This is a genomic window from Streptomyces agglomeratus (assembly GCF_001746415.1).
GTDB classification, from domain to species: Bacteria; Actinomycetota; Actinomycetes; order Streptomycetales; family Streptomycetaceae; genus Streptomyces; species Streptomyces agglomeratus.
In genome coordinates this window covers 5,245,563-5,264,091 of sequence record NZ_MEHJ01000001.1, presented here as the reverse complement: position 1 = coordinate 5,264,091, position 18,529 = coordinate 5,245,563, and the positions used below count along the sequence as shown (strand labels likewise).

At 68.9% G+C, this 18,529-nt stretch carries 15 protein-coding genes; 2 read left to right on the top strand and 13 right to left on the bottom strand.

Going from position 1 to position 18,529, the window contains the following annotated elements:
* Window positions 1–20: 20 nt before the first annotated feature.
* The 8 genes from rodA to folC form a co-directional block, all read right to left on the bottom strand.
* Entirely contained in the window at window positions 21–1,220 is a 1,200-nt protein-coding gene (gene rodA / locus AS594_RS22880) for a rod shape-determining protein RodA (RefSeq protein ID WP_069928775.1), read from the bottom strand.
* Window positions 1,220–3,388: a penicillin-binding protein 2 gene (gene mrdA, locus AS594_RS22875; RefSeq protein WP_069932289.1), complete on the bottom strand. Its 2,169-nt coding sequence runs from the start codon at window positions 3,386–3,388 to the stop codon at window positions 1,220–1,222. The genes rodA and mrdA overlap by 1 nt, the downstream gene beginning before the upstream one ends.
* Window positions 3,389–3,497: 109 nt before the next feature.
* Window positions 3,498–4,169, bottom strand: coding sequence for a rod shape-determining protein MreD (mreD, locus tag AS594_RS22870; RefSeq protein ID WP_069928773.1), 672 nt, complete (start codon window positions 4,167–4,169; stop codon window positions 3,498–3,500).
* Between the two features lie 12 nt (window positions 4,170–4,181).
* Complete coding sequence (mreC, locus tag AS594_RS22865) at window positions 4,182–5,135, bottom strand: rod shape-determining protein MreC (protein ID WP_069928772.1); 954 nt, start codon at window positions 5,133–5,135, stop codon at window positions 4,182–4,184.
* Between the two features lie 101 nt (window positions 5,136–5,236).
* A complete protein-coding gene (locus AS594_RS22860; protein ID WP_028813452.1) occupies window positions 5,237–6,256 on the bottom strand; it encodes a rod shape-determining protein in 1,020 nt (339 codons plus the stop codon).
* A 289-nt stretch (window positions 6,257–6,545) separates the two neighbouring features.
* On the bottom strand, window positions 6,546–6,959 hold the full coding sequence (ndk, locus tag AS594_RS22855) for a nucleoside-diphosphate kinase (RefSeq protein ID WP_069928771.1): 414 nt from the start codon (window positions 6,957–6,959) through the stop codon (window positions 6,546–6,548).
* Window positions 6,960–7,090: 131 nt separating this feature from the next.
* Window positions 7,091–7,456 (bottom strand): DUF4233 domain-containing protein, encoded by a 366-nt coding sequence (locus AS594_RS22850; protein WP_069928770.1) that lies wholly within the window; start codon window positions 7,454–7,456, stop codon window positions 7,091–7,093.
* 5 nt (window positions 7,457–7,461) lie between these two features.
* The gene (gene folC, locus AS594_RS22845; protein ID WP_069935327.1) at window positions 7,462–8,976 is read right to left on the bottom strand and encodes a bifunctional tetrahydrofolate synthase/dihydrofolate synthase; all 1,515 of its coding nucleotides are present in this window, start codon (window positions 8,974–8,976) and stop codon (window positions 7,462–7,464) included.
* 129 nt (window positions 8,977–9,105) lie between these two features.
* Between folC and mreB the strand changes: the two genes are divergently transcribed.
* On the top strand, window positions 9,106–10,131 hold the full coding sequence (gene mreB / locus AS594_RS22840) for a rod shape-determining protein (protein ID WP_069928768.1): 1,026 nt from the start codon (window positions 9,106–9,108) through the stop codon (window positions 10,129–10,131).
* A 176-nt stretch (window positions 10,132–10,307) separates the two neighbouring features.
* Here the strand turns inward: mreB and AS594_RS22835 are convergent, their stop codons facing one another.
* Entirely contained in the window at window positions 10,308–12,932 is a 2,625-nt protein-coding gene (locus tag AS594_RS22835) for a valine--tRNA ligase (RefSeq protein WP_069935326.1), read from the bottom strand.
* 136 nt (window positions 12,933–13,068) lie between these two features.
* Between AS594_RS22835 and AS594_RS22830 the strand changes: the two genes are divergently transcribed.
* Entirely contained in the window at window positions 13,069–14,043 is a 975-nt protein-coding gene (locus AS594_RS22830; protein WP_069928766.1) for a hypothetical protein, read from the top strand.
* 83 nt (window positions 14,044–14,126) lie between these two features.
* Here the strand turns inward: AS594_RS22830 and clpX are convergent, their stop codons facing one another.
* From clpX to tig, 4 genes are all read right to left on the bottom strand, one after another.
* Window positions 14,127–15,422, bottom strand: a complete 1,296-nt coding sequence (gene clpX / locus AS594_RS22825; protein WP_069928765.1) for an ATP-dependent Clp protease ATP-binding subunit ClpX — start codon at window positions 15,420–15,422, stop codon at window positions 14,127–14,129.
* Between the two features lie 148 nt (window positions 15,423–15,570).
* Complete coding sequence (locus tag AS594_RS22820) at window positions 15,571–16,242, bottom strand: ATP-dependent Clp protease proteolytic subunit (RefSeq protein WP_079144453.1); 672 nt, start codon at window positions 16,240–16,242, stop codon at window positions 15,571–15,573.
* Window positions 16,243–16,283: 41 nt separating this feature from the next.
* A complete protein-coding gene (locus tag AS594_RS22815) occupies window positions 16,284–16,889 on the bottom strand; it encodes an ATP-dependent Clp protease proteolytic subunit (protein WP_069928763.1) in 606 nt (201 codons plus the stop codon).
* 254 nt (window positions 16,890–17,143) lie between these two features.
* Window positions 17,144–18,514 (bottom strand): trigger factor, encoded by a 1,371-nt coding sequence (gene tig / locus AS594_RS22810; protein WP_069928762.1) that lies wholly within the window; start codon window positions 18,512–18,514, stop codon window positions 17,144–17,146.
* Between the last annotated feature and the right edge of the window lie 15 nt (window positions 18,515–18,529).

The window sequence follows — 18,529 nt, the reverse complement described above, 5'->3', positions numbered from 1 at the left end:
ATGCGGCTCGTCGGCAGGTGCTAGGCCGACATGGGCCGCTGCACTCTGATCGACTGGAGCAGTCCGATCGCGACCCAGACAGCGAACATCGACGATCCGCCGTAGGAAACGAACGGCAGCGGCAGGCCCGCCACCGGCATGATGCCGAGCGTCATCCCGATGTTCTCGAACGACTGGAAGGCGAACCAGGCGATGATGCCGCCGGCCACGATCGTGCCGTACAGCTCGGTCGTCTCGCGGGCGATGCGGCAGGCCCGCCACAGCACCACGCCGAGCAGCAGCAGGATCAGGCCCGCGCCGACGAAGCCGAGCTCCTCACCGGCGACGGTGAAGACGAAGTCGGTCTGCTGCTCGGGTACGAACTGTCCCGTGGTCTGGCTGCCCTTGAAGAGGCCGGTGCCGGTGAGGCCGCCGGAGCCGATCGCGATGCGCGCCTGGTTGGTGTTGTAGCCGACGCCCGCCGGGTCGAGTTCGGGGTTGGCGAACGCGGCGAAGCGGTTGATCTGGTACTCGTCGAGCAGGCCGATCTGCCAGACGACGACGGCGCCGATGGTGCCGGTGCCGATGAGGCCGAGGACCCATCGGTTGGACGCCCCCGACGTGAGCAGCACGCCGAGGATGATCACCGCTATGACCATGACGGAGCCGAGGTCGGGCATCAGCATGATGACGACGATCGGTACGACGGCGAGGCACAGCGCCTTCACCACGGTGCGGTGGTCGGGATGCTCCTGGTCGCCGGCGTCGACGCGGGCGGCGAGCAGCATGGCCATGATCAGGATGATCGTGATCTTGGTGAACTCGGAGGGCTGGAGGGAGAATCCGCCGCCGAGCACGATCCACGCGTGCGCGCCGTTGATGGTCGCGCCCAGCGGGGTGAGCACGGCCAGGACGAGCACGACGGACAGTCCGTAGAGGACGGGAACGGCGCCGCGCAGGGTGCGGTGCCCCAGCCAGATCGTGCCGATCATCAGCACGAGGCCGATGCCGGTGTTCACGATGTGGCGCCAGAGGAAGTACTCCGGGTCGCCCTGGTTGAGCTGGTCGCGCGTGCGGGTCGCGGACCAGACGAGCAGCGCACCGATGACGGACAGGGCGAGCGACGCCCAGAGCAGCGGCCAGTCGAGCCGGCGCACCACGGAGTCGCGGGCGGTGAGCTTGGCGAGGGCGCCGCGCTCGGGGGCGTACCGCTGGACGGAGAAACCGTGTGGGCCGGACATCAGTCGCCACTCCTGCCGATCGCGATCTGCCGGTCCGCAGCCGGGTCCTTGGGCTTCTCGGGTACGTAGGGCCTGATCTCCGGGGCGTCGATGGAGCCGTCCGGACCGATCTTCGGGAGGTCCTTCTGCGGCTTGGGGAGCAGGGCCTTCTTCGGGTTGATGTCGCCGTCGTCGCTGACGCCGTAGAGGGCGTCGTAGATGTTGCGCACGGCGGGGCCGGAGGCGCCGGAGCCCGTACCACCCTGGGAGATCGTCATGACGATCGTGTAGTCGTCGGTGTAGGTGGCGAACCACGAGGTGGTCTGCTTGCCGTAGACCTGGGCGGTGCCGGTCTTGGCCCGCATCGGGATCTTGTCCTGCGGCCAGCCGCCGAACCGCCAGGCGGCGGTGCCGCCGGGCTCGACGACGGAGCGCAGGCCCTTGTCGAGGTCGCTGATGGTCTCGGCGTCGACGGGCAGCTTGCCGTGCGGCTTGGGCTTGATCTCTTCGATCCTCTTGCCGTCGGGGCTGATCACGGCCTTGCCGAGGGTGGGGTTGTAGAGGGTGCCGCCGTTGCTGATGGCGGCGTACGCCGTGGCCAGCTGGATGGGGGTGATGAGGACGTCGCCCTGACCGATGGCGAAGTTGATGCTGTCGAATGCCTTCAGCTGGTTGCCTTCGAGGCAGCTCTCATAGGCGATCTGCTCGACGTAGCTGCCGCCCTTCTTGCCCTGCTTGCACCACATGTCCTTGTTGGCCGCCCAGAAGTCGTGCTTCCACTGGCGGTCGGGGATGCGGCCCTTGACCTCGTTCGGCAGGTCGATGCCGGTCTCGAAGCCGAACCCGAAGTCGTGGGCGGTCCGGTAGAACCAGTCGTGGGCGCCCTTCTTGGGCTTTATCCCGCCGTCACGCTGCCACTCCTGGTGGCCCAGACGGTAGAAGACGGTGTTGCAGGAGAACTTGAGGGCGTCGCCCAGTGTGATGGGGCCGTGTCCCTTGGACTCGAAGTTCGCGAAGCTCCGGTTGCCCATGCTGTAGGAGCTGCTGCAGTTGTAGCGGCCGTCGAAGGGGTAGCCGGCCCGTACGGCCGCGCTCGCCGACACCACCTTGAAGACCGAGCCGGCGGGCGCCTGGCCCTGGATGGCCCGGTTGAGCAGCGGGTAGTTGGACTTCTTGTCCGTCAGCTGGGCGTACTGCTTGCCGGAGATGCCGCCGATCCAGGCGTTGGGGTCGTAGTCGGGCTGGGAGGCCATCGAGACGACGCGGCCGGTCTTGGACTCCATGACGACGACGGCGCCCGAGTCGGCCTCGTACGGGCGACCGGTGATCTTGTCGGTCTCCTTCCGGACGGTTTTCATCGCCTGGTGGAGCTCGTGTTCGGCAACGGCCTGGACCCGGGCGTCGATGCTGGTGACGACGTTGGCGCCGGGCACCGTCGGGTCGTTCTCCGCCTCGCCCATGACGCGGCCGAGGTTGTCGACCTCGTAGCGGGTCACGCCGGCCTTGCCGCGCAGTTCCTTGTCGTACGTACGCTCCAGTCCGGAGCGGCCGACCATGTCCGAGCGCAGGTACGGCGACGGGCCGTCCTTCGCCTTCTCGATCTCCTCGTCCGTGACGGGCGAGAGGTAGCCGAGGACCTGGCTCGTCCTGGCCTTGCCGGGGGCGGGGTAGCGGCGTACGGCCGTCGGCTCGGCGGTGATGCCGGGGAAGTCCTCGGCGCGCTCGCGGATCTGGAGCGCCTGCTTGGTGGTGGCCTCGTCGGTGACGGGGATCGGCTGGTAGGGCGAGCCGTTCCAGCAGGGCTGCGGGGTCTCGGAGTCGCAGAGCCTGACCTTGTCGGCGACCTCCTTGGGCTTCATGCCCAGTACGCCGGCGAGGCGGGCCAGTACGCCCTTGCCGTCGTCCTTCATCTTCATCAGCTCGGTGCGGCTGGCGGAGACGACGAGCCGGGTCTCGTTGTCGGCGAGCGGCACGCCGCGCGCGTCGAGGATCGAGCCGCGCACGGCGGGCTGGACGACCTGCTGCACGCCGTTGCCCGCGGCTTCGGCGGTGTACTCGTCGCCGTTGCGGATCTGGAGGTACCAGAGGCGGCCGCCGAGGGTGAGCAGGAGGGAGAAGACGAGCACCTGGATGACGATGAGCCGGATCCTGACCCTGGGGGTCCGCCCGGTCTCGGGAATGTTGCTCAAGCCGTCCCCTCCTCGGAGCCGTCGGAGTCCTGCTTGTCCTGCGTGTGCTGCGTGCTCTGGGTGCTCTGCGTGTTCTGGGGGGGCTGCGGCTTCCTGGAGCGGGCCGTGGTCACAGGCGCTTGACCCCCTTGATGCGTCCGGCCCGCGCCGCCCGCGAGCGTGCGGCCCTGACCCTCATTCCGGCGCGCTGACTGCCGATGCGCAGCCCGGTGCCGGAGGCGAGCCAGCCGCTCGCCACGTCGGCGCCGTTGTTGCCGCTCTGGCTGTCGGCGAGCGGATCGTTCTCGGCGCGTCTCGCGAGCGCCATCACCACGGGCACGACGAACGGCGCCAGCAGCAGGTCGTACAACGCGGAGGTGAGCAGCAGGTTCACGATGCCCACGTGGCGGGCGGCGGTGTCGCCGACCAGGGCGCCCACTCCGGCGTACAGCAGGGTGGAGCCGAGGGCGGCGACGACGACCGCGACCATCGGGGCGGTGGCGGACCTGAGCTGGCCGTTCTCCGGCTTGGCGAGTCCGGCGAGGTAGCCGATGACGCACAGGACGAGCGCGTAGCGGCCCGCCGCGTGGTCGGCGGGCGGGGCGAGGTCGGCGAGGAGGCCCGCGCCGAACCCGATGAGCGCGCCGCTCGTCGGGCCGTACACGAAGGCGAGTCCGAGGACGGTCAGGAGCATCAGGTCGGGTACGGCGCCGGGGAGTTGGAGCCTGGCGAGCACGGTGACCTGGACGACCAGGGCGACGACCAGCAGGGTGGTCGAGAGCAGGATCCGGTTGAAGCGCATGGGGTTCAGCTCCTACTCGGTGCCGTCGGCGGCCACGGTGCCGTCGGCCGGGGGCGCCGAGGGGGTGACGGTGACGGTGACCGTGGGCGTGGGCTTCGGACCGGCCGGCTTGGGCGGCAGGACCATGTCGCGCGGGTCCTGGCGCGGCGCCTGCACGACGACGCCGACGATGTCGAGCTTGGTGAAGCCGACGTACGGGCGGACGTAGACGGTTCGGGTGAGGTCGCCGCCGGACGGGTCCACGCGGACGACCGTGCCGACCGGGACGCCGGGCACGAACGGCTTGGCGGCCTGCGAGCCGAAGGTGACGAGCCGGTCGCCGGCCTTGACCTTGGCCTTGCCGTTGAGCATCTGGACGCGCAGCGGGCGGTCGCCCTGGCCGGTGGCGAAGCCGAGTTCGTCGGTCTTCTCCAGGCGGGTGCCGACGGTGAAGTCCGGGTCGTTGGCGAGCAGTACGGTCGCGGTGTCCGGGCCGACGGTGGTGATGCGGCCGACGAGTCCGTCGCCGTTGAGTACGGTCATGTCGCGCTTGATGCCGTCGTTGCTGCCGGAGTCGATGGTGACGGTCCAGGAGAAGCCCTGGGCCGCTCCTATCGCGATGACTTCGGCGCCCTTGATGCCGTACTGGCCCGCGCCGGCCCGCTTGAGCATCTTGTCGAGCTGGCGTACGCCGCTGCGGTTGCGGTCGTCACTGCCGAGCTTCTGCTTGAGCGCGGCGTTCTCGCGTTCGAGGACGGTGAGGCGGTCGTGCCGCTCCCCCGAGTCCCGAACGGCCCCGACAGCGTTGCCGATCGGGTCGACGGCTGCGGCGACCCCGTTCTCCACCGGTCCGAAGACGGTGGCGGCGGCCCGCCTGGCGCCGTCGACCGGCGAATCCTCGCCACCACGGATGTCCACCGTGATCAACGCGAATGCGATGGCGATCAGCAGCACCAGGAGCAGCCGGCTCTCTCGTGTGTCCCTCACGTGCGGCGGCCGTGCCTTCCTCGTCGGAATTCTCGTGTCTGTATATCAACGATCCGCCGCACGAGAAGGAAGGCCTCGTACGGCGGATTCGTCGGGGCGGCTCATCGGCGGGGCTGGGCGTCCAGTACCTGCTGGAGTGCCTCGAACTCCTCGACGCACTTGCCCGCTCCGAGCGCGACGGAGTCGAGCGGGTCCTCGGCGATGTGGATCGGCATGCCGGTCTCGCGGCGCAGGCGCTCGTCGAGACCGCGCAGCAGGGCGCCGCCGCCGGTGAGGACGATGCCGCGGTCCATGACGTCGCCGGAGAGCTCGGGCGGGCACTTGTCGAGCGTCGTCTTCACGGCGTCGACGATGGCGTTGACCGGCTCCTCGATGGCCTTGCGCACCTCGGCCGCCGAGATGACGACGGTCTTGGGCAGACCGGAGACGAGGTCGCGGCCGCGGATCTCGGTGTGCTCGTCCTTCTCCAGGTCGAACGCCGAGCCGATGGTGATCTTGATCTGCTCGGCGGTGCGCTCGCCGAGCAGGAGGGAGTACTCCTTCTTGATGTGCTGGATGATCGAGCTGTCCAGCTCGTCGCCGGCCACCCGGATCGACTGTGCTGTGACGATTCCTCCGAGGGAGATGACGGCGACCTCGGTGGTGCCGCCACCGATGTCCACGACCATGTTGCCGGTGGCCTCGTGGACGGGCAGACCCGAGCCGATGGCCGCGGCCATGGGCTCCTCGATGATGTGCACCTGGCGGGCGCCGGCCTGGGTGGACGCCTCGATGACGGCGCGGCGCTCGACTCCGGTGATGCCGGAGGGCACGCAGACGACGACCCGGGGGCGGGCCAGGTAGCGGCGCTTGTGGATCTTCAGGATGAAGTAGCGGAGCATCCGCTCGGTGATCTCGAAGTCGGCGATGACGCCGTCCTTCAGCGGCCGGACGGCAACGATGTTGCCCGGCGTCCGGCCGATCATCTTCTTGGCCTCGGCACCAACGGCGAGGATCCCGCCGGTGTTGGTGTTGATGGCGACGACGGAGGGCTCGTTGAGCACGATCCCTTTACCCCTGACGTACACCAGCGTGTTGGCGGTCCCGAGGTCGACAGCCATGTCACGGCCGATGAACGACATTGAGTTCCCCTTGTTCCCCATGAGGATGCGTCGGGCCTTCCCAAGTGGAGCGGTTGGCTTTTCAGGACGGCGAAGTGGGTGGTGCGGGCGTGGAGGCTTCCATCGTAGTGCCGCTTGCACGGATGCGGCGCGAGGGCCCTTCGCCATTGTCAGCGGAACACGTACCGGTCCCAGTAATGGTGACGCCGTGTCGGAGGGATCCGTTCCCCACATCTTCCCGCATATGCCGGAGGGCGGCCGAATTACTTCGGTCGCCCCAGGCGATGACCTCTATTTGGTTGACGTTATGTCAGGAAATGCCGGGGAAGAAAAGCTTCAGCTCCCGCTCCGCGGAGGTTTCGGAGTCCGAGGCGTGGATGAGGTTCTCCCGGACGATGGTCCCGAAATCGCCACGGATGGAGCCAGGAGCCGCCGCGATCGGGTCAGTGGGACCCGCCAACTGGCGTACACCCTCGATGACGCGCTCACCCTCGACGACCAGGGCGACGACCGGACCGGAGGACATGAACTCGACCAGCGGCTCGTAGAAGGGGCGGCCCTTGTGCTCGCCGTAGTGCTGCTCCAGCGTCTCGTGGTCGAGGTCGCGCATCTCCAGCGCGGTGATCTTCCAGCCGGCCTTGCGCTCGATGCGGCCGACGACCTCGCCGATCAGCCCACGCCGGACCGCGTCCGGCTTGAGAAGGACGAGAGTGCGCTGAGTCATGTACGGCTCCTTGCAGGGCATAGCGAATGCGATGCCCTGAGGCTACAAGGACACGCCGCAGGGCCCGCACCCGGCACTGGTGCGGGCCCCGCGGCGTCGTACCCCGGGGGGTCGGGACCGCGGCATCCGGCCTAAGGCGTCTGCGCCCCGGCCGCGTCGGCGGCCTCGGCCTGGGCCGCCCACTTCGCCTTCGCCTCGTCGATCTTGCGGCCGTAGTGGATCGACGCCCACCACAGCCCCGCGAAGACCGCGCCCAGGAAGAACATCGCCGGGACCACGAAGCCGCTCGCGATCAGCCCGATCTGGAGCGCCCAGCCGAGTTGTACGCCGCCCGGCCGGCCGAGCATCCCGCAGAGCAGCACGGACAGCAGCATCGCGATGCCGCAGACGGTCCACACCGCGGTCGTCGACAGGTCGTCCGACTTCATCGCGACGAGGCCGGCGAAGGCCACCACGAAGAACTCGCTGATCAGAGTGGAAGCGCACAGCATACGCAACGGAATCAACCCCTCCCCAGAAGCAGCCGGGCCTCGCCGACCGTGATCACGGAACCGGTCACCAGCACGCCGCCGCCCGCGAACTCGCCCTCTTCCTCGGCGAGCGTGACGGCAGCCTCCAGCGCGTCGTCGAGGCGCGGCTCGACCTGGACGCGGTCGTCGCCGAAGACCTCCACGGCGATCGCGGCCAGCTCGTCGACGTCCATCGCGCGGGAGGTGGAGTTACGGGTGACGACGACCTCGGCGAAGACCGGCTCGAAGGCTTCGAGGACGCCCCGCACGTCCTTGTCGCCGCTCGTGCCGACGACGCCGATCAGCCGGCTGAAGCTGAACGCCTCGGTGACGGCCTCCGCCGCCGCCCGCGCACCCGCCGGATTGTGCGCCGCGTCGAGCACGACGGTCGGGCTGCGGCGCACGACCTCCAGGCGGCCCGGCGAGGTGACCGAGGCGAAGGCCTTGCGGACCGTTTCGTTGTCGAGGGTGCGCGTGTGCTCCGCGCCGATGCCGAAGAACGCCTCGACGGCCGCCAGGGCCACCGCGGCGTTGTGCGCCTGGTGGGCGCCGTGCAGCGGCAGGAAGATCTCCTCGTACTCGCCGCCGAGCCCGCGCAGGGTGATCAACTGGCCGCCGACCGCGATCTCGCGGGAGACGACGCCGAACTCCATGCCCTCGCGGGCGACCGTGGCGTCGACCTCGACGGCCTTCTTCAGCATCACCTGGGCCGCGTCGACCGGCTGCTGGGCCAGGATGACCGTCGCGCCCTGCTTGATGATCCCGGCCTTCTCGACCGCGATCTCGCCGGGCGTGGAGCCGAGCCGGTCGGTGTGGTCGAGGTCGATCGGCGTGATGACGGCGACCGACGCGTCGATCACGTTCGTCGCGTCCCAGCTGCCGCCCATGCCGACCTCGACGACCGCGACGTCGACGGGCGCGTCGGCGAACGCGGCGTACGCCATGCCCGTCAGCGTCTCGAAGAACGACAGGCGGTGCTCCTGCATGCCGTCGGTCATCTCGACGTACGGCTGGATGTCCTTGTACGTCTCGATGAAGCGCTCGGGGTCGATCGGGGCGCCGTCGAGGCTGATGCGCTCGGTGATCGACTGGACGTGCGGGCTGGTGTACCGGCCGGTACGCAGCTCGAAAGCGTTGAACAGCGCCTCGATCATGCGGGCGGTGCTGGTCTTGCCGTTGGTGCCGGTGATGTGGACCGAGGGGTACGCCCGCTGGGGCTCGCCCAGGACGTCCATCAGTGCCGCCATCCGGACCAGCGACGGGTCCAGCTTGGTCTCCGGCCAGCGGCCCAGGAGCTCCTGCTCGACGGCCCGCAGCGCCTTGTCCACCTCCGGGTCCTGCGGACGCCCGGCGGCGTCGTCGCCCTGGCGCGCGGCGCCCTGGGTGCGCAGCGTACGGCTGCCGGCCTCGATCACCGCCAGGTCGGGGTCGCGGCCGGTCTCGGCCTCGACGATCTCTTCGAAGGCGTCGGGTGTGTCGCTGTCATCGTGCGGGGGGAGCTGGCTCACGGGACCAGTCTACGGAGCACCTGTGACAGCGCCCCGCCAGGACCTGCGAGCCGCCTTCGGACGCTCTGCGGCGGCGGATTCGGCGATGTCGTGCCAGCCTGGGGACACCACGATCGGAGGTTTCTCCTGATGGGTGACACGGCCAAGGACATCGGCATAGACCTGGGTACGGCGAACACCATCGTCTACGCCCGGGGCAAGGGCATAGTCCTCAATGAGCCTTCCGTGGTGGCGGTGCAGGCCAGGTCCGGCGCCGCTCTCGCGGTGGGCCGGGAGGCCAGGGACACGATAGGCCGGACGCCGGGTTCGATCACGGCGATCCGCCCGCTCAAGGGCGGTGTGATCAGCGACTACGCGGCCGCCGAGGAAATGATCCGGCACTTCGTGCGCAAGGCCGTGCCCGGCCGCAAATCACGCCCCCGGATGGTCCTGTGCGTACCGAGCGGGATTACTCCGGTCGAGCAGCGCGCGCTGGTCCAGGCGGCCGAGCGCGTGGGCGCGAGCACGGTGCACCTGGTCGACGAGCCGATGGCGGCTGCGATGGGTGCCGGGCTGCCGGTGTCCAGGGCGCACGGTTCGATGGTGGTCGACATCGGCGGCGGCACCACGGAGGTCGCCGTGATCTCGCTGGGCGGGATCGTCGCGGCGTGGTCGCTGCGGGTGGGCGGCGACCGGCTGGACTCGGCGATCGCCGACCATGTGCACAAGGAGCACGGGCTGCTCATCGGGGAGCGGACGGCCGAGGCCGTGAAGCTGGCGATCGGGTCGGCGGGGCCGGTGCCGGAGGACCCGGACCTCGAGCACCGCACCTTCTCCGTGGGCGGGCGGGAGAAGGTCACGGGCGGGCTGCCGCACACGCTGGAGCTGAGCGCGGCCGAGGTGCGGGCCGCTCTCGACGAGTCGTGCGAAGCGGTCGTGTCGGCGGTGAAGTCGACGCTGGAGGAGTGCCCGCCGGAGCTGGCCGACGACGTCATGGAGCACGGCATCGTGCTCACGGGCGGCGGCGCGCTGCTGCCGGGGCTGGACCTGCGGATCGCGGCGGGGGCCGGGATCCCGGTGTTCGTGGCGGACGACCCGATGGACTGTGTGGCGCTGGGGACGGGCAAGTGCGTCGAGAACTTCGACGCGCTGGAGGAGTTCCTGGCCGACTGGTAGCCGCACGGGCCGCTCCGGTTCGTACGACGGCTGCGTACGACGGCTACGTGCGACGAGACGACGCACGACGACGGCCCGGTCCGGGCGTGCCCCGTACGGACGAAGACGCCCCGGCACATGGACGAGGGCCCCCGCGCGGTCGGCGCGGGGGCCCTCGACGTACGTCGTGCCCGCCCCTACTTCTGCGGCAGCGCCGCGAGCTGGGTGGTGATGCGCTCGATGTCCGCCTCGGCCTTGGAGAGCCGCCCGCGGATCTTGTCGACCACGTTGTCCGGGGCCTTGGCCAGGAACGCCTCGTTCCCGAGCTTGCCGATCGCCTGGGCCTTCTCCTTCTCGGCCGCCGCGAGGTCCTTCGCCAGGCGCTTGCGCTCGGCCTCGACATCGATGGTGCCCGACAGGTCGAGCTCGACCCGGGCGCCGGCGACCGGCAGGGACGCGGTGGCGTGGAAGCCCTCCTCGGCCGGCTGGAGGCGCAGCACCTGGCGGATGGCCGCCTCGTGCGGGGCGAGCGCCGTACCGTCCAGGGTCAGCCGGGCCGGGACCTTCTGGCCGGACTGGAGGCCCTGGTCGGAGCGGAACCGGCGGACCTCGGTGACGACCTGCTGGACGAGCCCGATCTCCTGCTCGGCCTCGGTGTCGCGGAAGCCCGAGTCCTCGGGCCAGTCCGCGATGACGAGCGACTCCTTGCCGGTGAGCGTGGTCCACAGCGTCTCGGTGACGAAGGGGACGACCGGGTGGAGCAGGCGCAGCATCACGTCGAGGACCTCGCCCAGGACGCGGGCGGAGACCTTGGCCGGCTCGCCGCCCGCGAAGAAGGTGGTCTTGGACAGCTCGACGTACCAGTCGAAGACCTCGTCCCACGCGAAGTGGAAGAGCGCGTCCGAGAGCTTCGCGAACTGGTAGTCCTCGTAGTACGCGTCGACCTCGGCCACCGTGGTGTTGAGCCGCGAGAGGATCCACCGGTCGGTCGCCGACATCTGCTCGGCGGGCGGCAGTTCGCCCTCGACCGTCGCGCCGTTCATGAGCGCGAAGCGGGTGGCGTTCCAGATCTTGTTGGCGAAGTTGCGGGAGCCCTGGACCCAGTCCTCACCGATCGGGACGTCGACGCCCGGGTTGGCTCCGCGGGCGAGGGTGAAACGGACGGCGTCCGAGCCGTACTCGTCCATCCAGTCCAGCGGGTTGACCGCGTTCCCGAAGGACTTCGACATCTTCTTGCCGAACTGGTCACGGACCATGCCGTGCAGGGCGATGGTGTGGAACGGCGGGACGCCGTCCATCGCGTACATGCCGAACATCATCATCCGGGCGACCCAGAAGAAGAGGATGTCGTAGCCGGTGACCAGGACCGAGTTCGGGTAGAACTTCTCGACGCTCGGGGTCTGTTCGGGCCATCCGAGAGTGGAGAACGGCCACAGACCCGAGGAGAACCAGGTGTCCAGGACGTCCGTGTCCTGGTGCCAGCCCTCGCCGGACGGCGCCTCCTCGTCGGGGCCGACGCAGACGATCTCGCCGTTCGGGCCGTACCAGACGGGGATCCGGTGGCCCCACCACAGCTGGCGCGAGATGCACCAGTCGCGGAGGTTGTCGACCCAGCCGAAGTAGCGGGGCTCCATCTCCTTGGGGTGGATCTTGACGCGGCCGTCACGGACCGCGTCGCTGGCCTCCTTCGCCAGCGGCCCGACCTTGACCCACCACTGGAGGGAGAGCCGCGGCTCGATGGTCGTCTTGCAGCGGGAGCAGTGCCCGACCTGGTGGACGTACGGACGCTTCTCGGCGACGATCCGGCCCTCGGCGCGCAGGGCGGCGACGATGGCGCTGCGCGCCTCCAGCCGGTCCAGGCCCTCGAACGGGCCGTGCACGGTGATGACCGCGCGCTCGTCCATCACGGCCAGGTTGGGCAGGCCGTGGCGCTGGCCGATCTCGAAGTCGTTCGGGTCGTGGGCCGGGGTGACCTTGACGGCGCCCGTGCCGAACTCGGGGTCGACGTGCTCGTCGGCCACGACCGGGATACGGCGGCCGGTGAGCGGCAGTTCGATCTCGGTGCCGACGAGGTGCGCGTACCGCTCGTCGTCGGGGTGGACGGCGACGGCGGTGTCACCGAGCATCGTCTCGGCGCGGGTCGTCGCGACGACGATCGACGCGTCCCCGGAGCCGTACCGGATGGAGACGAGCTCGCCGTCGTCCTCCTGGTACTCGACCTCGATGTCGGAGATGGCCGTCAGACAGCGCGGGCACCAGTTGATGATGCGCTCGGCGCGGTAGATCAGCTCGTCGTCGTACAGCTTCTTGAAGATGGTCTGGACGGCCTTGGACAGGCCCTCGTCCATCGTGAAGCGCTCGCGCGACCACGCGACGCCGTCGCCGAGGCGCTTCATCTGGCCGGAGATCTGGCCACCGGACTCGGCCTTCCACTGCCAGACGCGCTCGACGAACGCCTCACGGCCCAGGTCGTGGCGGGACTTGCCCTCCTTGGCGAGCTCGCGCTCGACGACGTTCTGCGTGGCGATGCCGGCGTGGTCCATGCCGGGCTGCCAGAGCGTCTCGTAACCCTGCATGCGCTTGCGGCGGGTGAGGGCGTCGATCAGCGTGTGCTCGAAGGCGTGGCCGAGGTGGAGCGATCCCGTGACGTTCGGCGGCGGGATGACGATGGTGTACGGCTCTTTGCCGCTCTTCTCGTCGGCTTCGAAGTAACCGCGTTCCACCCAGCGCTCGTACAGCTTCCCCTCTACCTCGGCCGGCGCGTACTGGGTCGGCAGTTCGGGGGCGGGGGCGGCTGGCTGCTGCGATGAGTTCTCGGTCACGGGCTCAGTTTACGGGCGTCACAGCCCCGTACCGAAACCGGATTCTTGGTAACGGTGAGCCCCCCGCCGCCCCGGGACGCCGGTGGTTCCGTCAGGATGTTCGTAACGCATAAGTATCCGGAGGGGAACCCAGTCCATGAGCTACAACCAGCCGGGTCCGTACGGTCAGCAACCCCCGCAGCCGGGCCCCTACGGCCAGCCGCCGCAGGGCCAGCCGAACCCGTACGGCCAGCCCCAGCAGCCGCCGCAGGGCCAGCCCGGCTACGGCTACCCTCAGCAGGCACCGCCCGCCCAGGGCTACGGCTACCCGCAGCAGCCGCAGCAGCCGGGTCCGTACGGCCAGCAGCCCCAGTACGGCCAGCCGCAGCCGCCCGGCCCCTACGGCCAGCAGCCGCAGTACCCCGGCGGCATGGTCCCGCCCCCGCCGGGCGCGCCGAAGAAGAAGACCGGCCTGATCGTGGGCGCGGTGGTCGTGGCGCTGGCGGTGATCGGCGGCGGTGCGTACTTCTTCATGAGCGGCAGCGGTGTCGCGGACGACGGGAAGAAGTACGAACTGACCGCGCCGGCGACCGTCCTCAACGGCGAGTACAAGAAGTCGGCCTCCCCCAGCGGCGGCGGCATGACCGCGGACGACGTCAAGGAGCTCGAAGCGCAGGGCGTGACCGGTGCCAAGAACGTCAACGGCCAGTACACGTCCGGGCAGACCGTGAGCCAGAAGGCGCTCAACTTCACTGGTCTGTACGGCGAGATCGACGATCCGGAGAAGGTCGTCGACGCCATGTTCGCGGAGATCAAGAAGAACTCCACGCAGGGCTCGTCCGACGGCTTCAAGTTCATCGGCTCCCCCGAGGAGTTCACTCCCGAGGGCTTCGAGAACGGCATCATGAAGTGCCAGAAGGCCGAGTTCAAGATGGGCGAGACCGGCGCGGACGACGCGGGCGTGCCCAACAGCTTCAAGACGCCGATGTGCGTATGGGGTGACCACAGCACGGTCGCGTACGTCATGTACTCCGATGCCGGCGCCACCCTGACCGGCAAGGACATCCCGATGGAGGACGCCGCCGCCAACGCCGCCAAGCTGCGCAACGACGTCCGCGTCGAGATCAAGTAACGCGGTACGGACACGGGGAACGGACACGAAGGGGCGCCCGGCGAAGAACCGCCGGGCGCCCCTTGTTCGTACGGACCGGACCGCTACGCGGACTTCTCGTGGCGGCCGTCGTTCTTGATGATGCGCGGCTCGCGCGGGACCAGCGTCGGGTTGACGTTGTTGTGGACCACGTCCGCCGTGATGACAACGCGGGCGACGTCCTTGCGGGACGGGACCTCGTACATCACCGACATCAGGACCTCCTCCATGATGGCGCGCAAGCCGCGCGCGCCCGTCTGGCGGAGGATCGCCTGGTCCGCGATCGCCTCCAGCGCCTCGCGCTCGAACTCCAGCTCCACGCCGTCGAGTTCGAAGAGCCGCTCGTACTGCTTCACCAGCGCGTTGCGCGGCTCGACCAGGATCTGGAGGAGCGCCTCGCGGTCCAGGTTGTGGACCGAGGTCAGCACGGGGAGGCGGCCGATGAACTCGGGGATCATCCCGAACTTCACCAGGTCCTCCGGCATGACCTCCTGGAACTGGTCGCTCGCCTCGATCTCCCGCTTCGAGCGGATCGTCGCGCCGAAGCCGATGCCCTTGGCGCCCGCCCGCGACTCGATGATCTTCTCCAGGCCGGCGAACGCGCCGCCCACGATGAACAGCACGTTCGTCGTGTCGATCTGGATGAACTCCTGGTGCGGGTGCTTGCGGCCGCCCTGCGGCGGGACCGAGGCCGTCGTGCCCTCAAGGATCTTGAGGAGGGCCTGCTGGACGCCTTCACCCGATACGTCGCGCGTGATCGACGGGTTCTCGCTCTTTCGGGCGACCTTGTCGATCTCGTCGATGTAGATGATCCCGGTCTCGGCCTTCTTGACGTCGTAGTCCGCCGCCTGGATCAGCTTGAGCAGGATGTTCTCGACGTCCTCGCCGACGTAGCCGGCTTCCGTCAGCGCCGTGGCGTCCGCGATCGCGAAGGGCACGTTGAGCATGCGCGCGAGCGTCTGCGCCAGCAGCGTCTTGCCGGAACCCGTCGGGCCCAGCAGGAGGATGTTGGACTTGGCCAGTTCGATCGCGTCGTCGCGGCCCGAGCCGCTGCCCGCGTTCTCGCCGGCCTGTACGCGCTTGTAGTGGTTGTAGACCGCCACCGAGAGCGCCTTCTTGGCGGGCTCCTGGCCGACTACGTATCCCTCGAGGAATTCGTAGATCTCCCGCGGCTTGGGGAGTTCCTCCCACCGCACCTCGGAGGTCTCTGCGAGCTCCTCCTCGATGATCTCGTTGCAGAGGTCGATGCACTCGTCGCAGATGTACACACCGGGACCTGCGATGAGCTTCTTCACCTGCTTCTGGCTCTTGCCACAGAACGAGCACTTGAGCAGGTCGCCGCCATCACCGATGCGTGCCACGAGGTGCTTCCCCTTCGCCTGGGAGACGCCACGTTCAGCGTCTCCTGGTGCCTCATATCCGACGGTACCTTGCCTGGGCCCCCGTTCGGGCCCCCCTTGGCACGGTTCACATTGACGTGGACGGTGCCAAGGGGCGGGCTGCCACGCGTCAGGCGCCCACGGGCGCGTTCTTGCGGGTGGACACGATCTGGTCGATCAGACCGTACGCAAGGGAGTCCTCTGCGGTCAGGATCTTGTCGCGCTCGATGTCGTCGCGGATCTTCTCGATCGGCGTGGTGGAGTGCTTCGCGAGCATCTCCTCCAGCTGTGAACGCATCCGCAGGATCTCCTGGGCCGCGATCTCCAGGTCGGAGAGCTGCTCACGGCCGGTCTGCGAGGAGGGCTGGTGGATCAGCACCCGCGCGTTCGGCAGTGCCATGCGCTTGCCCGGCGTGCCGGCGGCGAGCAGGACGGCGGCGGCGGAGGCCGCCTGGCCCATGCAGACCGTCTGGATGTCCGGCTTCACGAACTGCATCGTGTCGTAGATGGCCGTGAGGGCCGTGAACGAGCCGCCGGGGCTGTTGATGTAGATGGAGATGTCGCGGTCCGGGTCCATCGACTCCAGGCACAGCAGCTGCGCCATGACGTCGTTGGCGGAGGCGTCGTCGATCTGCACACCGAGGAAGATCACGCGCTCCTCGAAGAGCTTCGCGTACGGGTCGTACTCACGCACGCCCTGCGAGGTGCGCTCGACGAAGCGCGGCACGATGTAGCGGTTGTCCACCTGCGGGCCGGTGTAGAGGCCGCTCGCGGAGAAGTCGTTCATGTGGGTTCTCACCATCCTGGTGGCGTTCGGTGGGCGGGGGAGGCTCGGTGCGGGGATCAGGCCCCGGTACCGCCGCCGCCCGGAACGCCCGAGGCGGAGCTGATGATCTCGTCGATGAGGCCGTACTCCACGGCCTCTTCCGCCGAGTACCAGCGGTCGCGGTCACCGTCACGGATGATCGTCTCGACGGTCTGGCCGGAGTGCCGGGCGGTGATCTCCGCCATGCGCTTCTTCGTACGCAGCAGCTGCTCGGCCTGGATCTTGATGTCCGAGGCGGTGCCGCCGAGGCCGGCCGAGCCCTGGTGCATCAGGATGTCGGTGTTGGGGAGCGCGAAGCGCTTGCCCGCGGCGCCACCGGTCAGCAGGAACTGGCCCATCGAGGCCGCGAGGCCCATGCCGATGGTGACCACGTCGTTCGGGATGTACTGCATGGTGTCGTAGACCGCCATGCCGGCCGTCACCGAACCGCCGGGGCTGTTGATGTAGAGGTAGATGTCCTTGTCCGGGTCGGCCGCAAGGAGGAGCAACTGTGCTGTGATCTTGTTGGCGATGTCATCGTCGACCTGCTGGCCGAGGAAGATGATCCGCTCGCCGAGCAGCCGGTTGTAGACCTGGTCGCCGAGGCCCCCACCGATGGACGGCTCACCCGCGGCGTACGGCATCAGATTCGTCACGTATACACCTGCTCGTCTCTGACGGCTTCGGCCGTCTCAGCGTCTTCGTACCGGAGGGCGGGGACTCCCCACTCTCCTCTTCATGGACCCTAACGCGCAGGTAGGACAACGCCATCCCGGTTCCCGAACTGTTCGCTGGGAGCGCAAGGTCCCGGACCGTACCCGCGTACGACGACGGGCCCGGACGCGTGATGCGTCCGGGCCCGTCCCCGCGGATCGGATCAGATCGGAGCGGTCGAGGCTCAGGCCTCGGTCGTCTTCTCCTCGGAGGAGGAGTCGGAAGCCTCGGCGGCCTCGTCCTCTTCGTCCTCGAGCTCGACCGGGTCACCGTTGGTGTCGGTGACCTTGGCGGCCTCGACGACGACGGCGAGCGCCTTGCCGCGGGCGACCTCGCCGACGAGCATCGGCACCTGGCCACCCTCGACGACGGCCTGGGCGAACTGGTCGGGGCTCATGCCGGAGGACTGCGCGCGCCGCATGAGGTGCTCGGTGAGCTCCTCCTGGTTGACGTTCAGCTTCTCCTTGTTGACGAGCTCGTCGAGGACGAACTGCGTCTTGATGCCCTTGACCGCCTGCTCGCGCAGCTCGGCGTCGAACTCCTCGGCCGTCTTGCCCTGGATCTCGAGGTACTTCTCGATGTCCAGGCCCATCTGGCCGAGCTGGTGGTGCTCGAGGTTGTGCTTACGGGTCTTGACCTCGTCCTCGAGCAGCTTCTCGGGGATCGGGACCTCGACCAGCTCCAGCAGCTTCTCCAGGACGCGCTCCTGGGCCTGCGTGGCCTGGTCGTACTGCTTCATGTTCTCGAGGCGCTTGCGGCTGTCGGCCTTGAGCTCGTCGAGGGTGTCGAACTCGCTCGCCATCTGCGCGAAGTCGTCGTCCAGCTCGGGCAGCTCACGGGCGGCGACCGCGGTGACCTTGACGGTGACCTCGGCCTCCTTGCCCTCCGCGCTGCCGCCCTTGAGCGAGGAGGTGAAGGTGGCCTCGCCACCGGCCTCCAGGCCGGTCACGGCCTCGTCGATGCCGTCGAGCAGCTCACCGGAGCCGATGGTGTACGAGACACCCTCGGCCACGCCGTCCTCGAGGACCTCGCCGTCGACCTTGGCCTCCAGGTCGATCGTCACGACGTCGCCGGCGGCGGCGGGGCGCTCGACCGGGTTGGTGGAGGCGAAGCGGCCGCGCAGCTCCTCCACGGCCTTGTCGACGTCCTCGTCCTTGACCTCGACCGCGTCGACCTCGACCTCGATGCCGGAGTAGTCCGGGATCTCGATCGTCGGGCGGATGTCGACCTCGGCGGTGAAGGAGAGCAGCTCGCCGTCCTTCAGCTCCGTGATGTCGACCTCGGGCTGGCCGAGAACGTTCAGCTCACCCTCGTTGACAGCCTCGGTGTAGAACTTCGGAAGGGCGTCGTTGACGGCCTCCTCCAGCACAGCACCACGGCCGAACCGCTGGTCGATGACTCGGTTCGGGATCTTGCCCTTGCGGAAGCCCTTCACCGTGACCTGCTGGTTGATCTTCTTGTACGCCGCGTCGAGGCTGTCCTTGAGCTCCTCGAAGGGCACCTCGATGCTGAGCCGAACCCGGGTCGGGTTCAGGGTCTCCACGGCGCTCTTCACGGTTCGGTCTCCTTG

Bases quoted from the DNA above. Each gene is read 5' to 3' on its own strand.
- ndk (WP_069928771.1), bottom strand. From the start codon at position 6,959: ATGACTCAGCGCACTCTCGTCCTTCTCAAGCCGGACGCGGTCCGGCGT.
- AS594_RS22860 (WP_028813452.1), bottom strand. From the start codon at position 6,256: ATGTCGTTCATCGGCCGTGACATGGCTGTCGACCTCGGGACCGCCAAC.
- AS594_RS22830 (WP_069928766.1), top strand. From the start codon at position 13,069: ATGAGCTACAACCAGCCGGGTCCGTACGGTCAGCAACCCCCGCAGCCG.
- AS594_RS22820 (WP_079144453.1), bottom strand. From the start codon at position 16,242: ATGGTGAGAACCCACATGAACGACTTCTCCGCGAGCGGCCTCTACACC.
- mreD (WP_069928773.1), bottom strand. From the start codon at position 4,169: ATGCGCTTCAACCGGATCCTGCTCTCGACCACCCTGCTGGTCGTCGCC.
- mreB (WP_069928768.1), top strand. From the start codon at position 9,106: ATGGGTGACACGGCCAAGGACATCGGCATAGACCTGGGTACGGCGAAC.
- rodA (WP_069928775.1), bottom strand. From the start codon at position 1,220: ATGTCCGGCCCACACGGTTTCTCCGTCCAGCGGTACGCCCCCGAGCGC.
- AS594_RS22815 (WP_069928763.1), bottom strand. From the start codon at position 16,889: ATGCCGTACGCCGCGGGTGAGCCGTCCATCGGTGGGGGCCTCGGCGAC.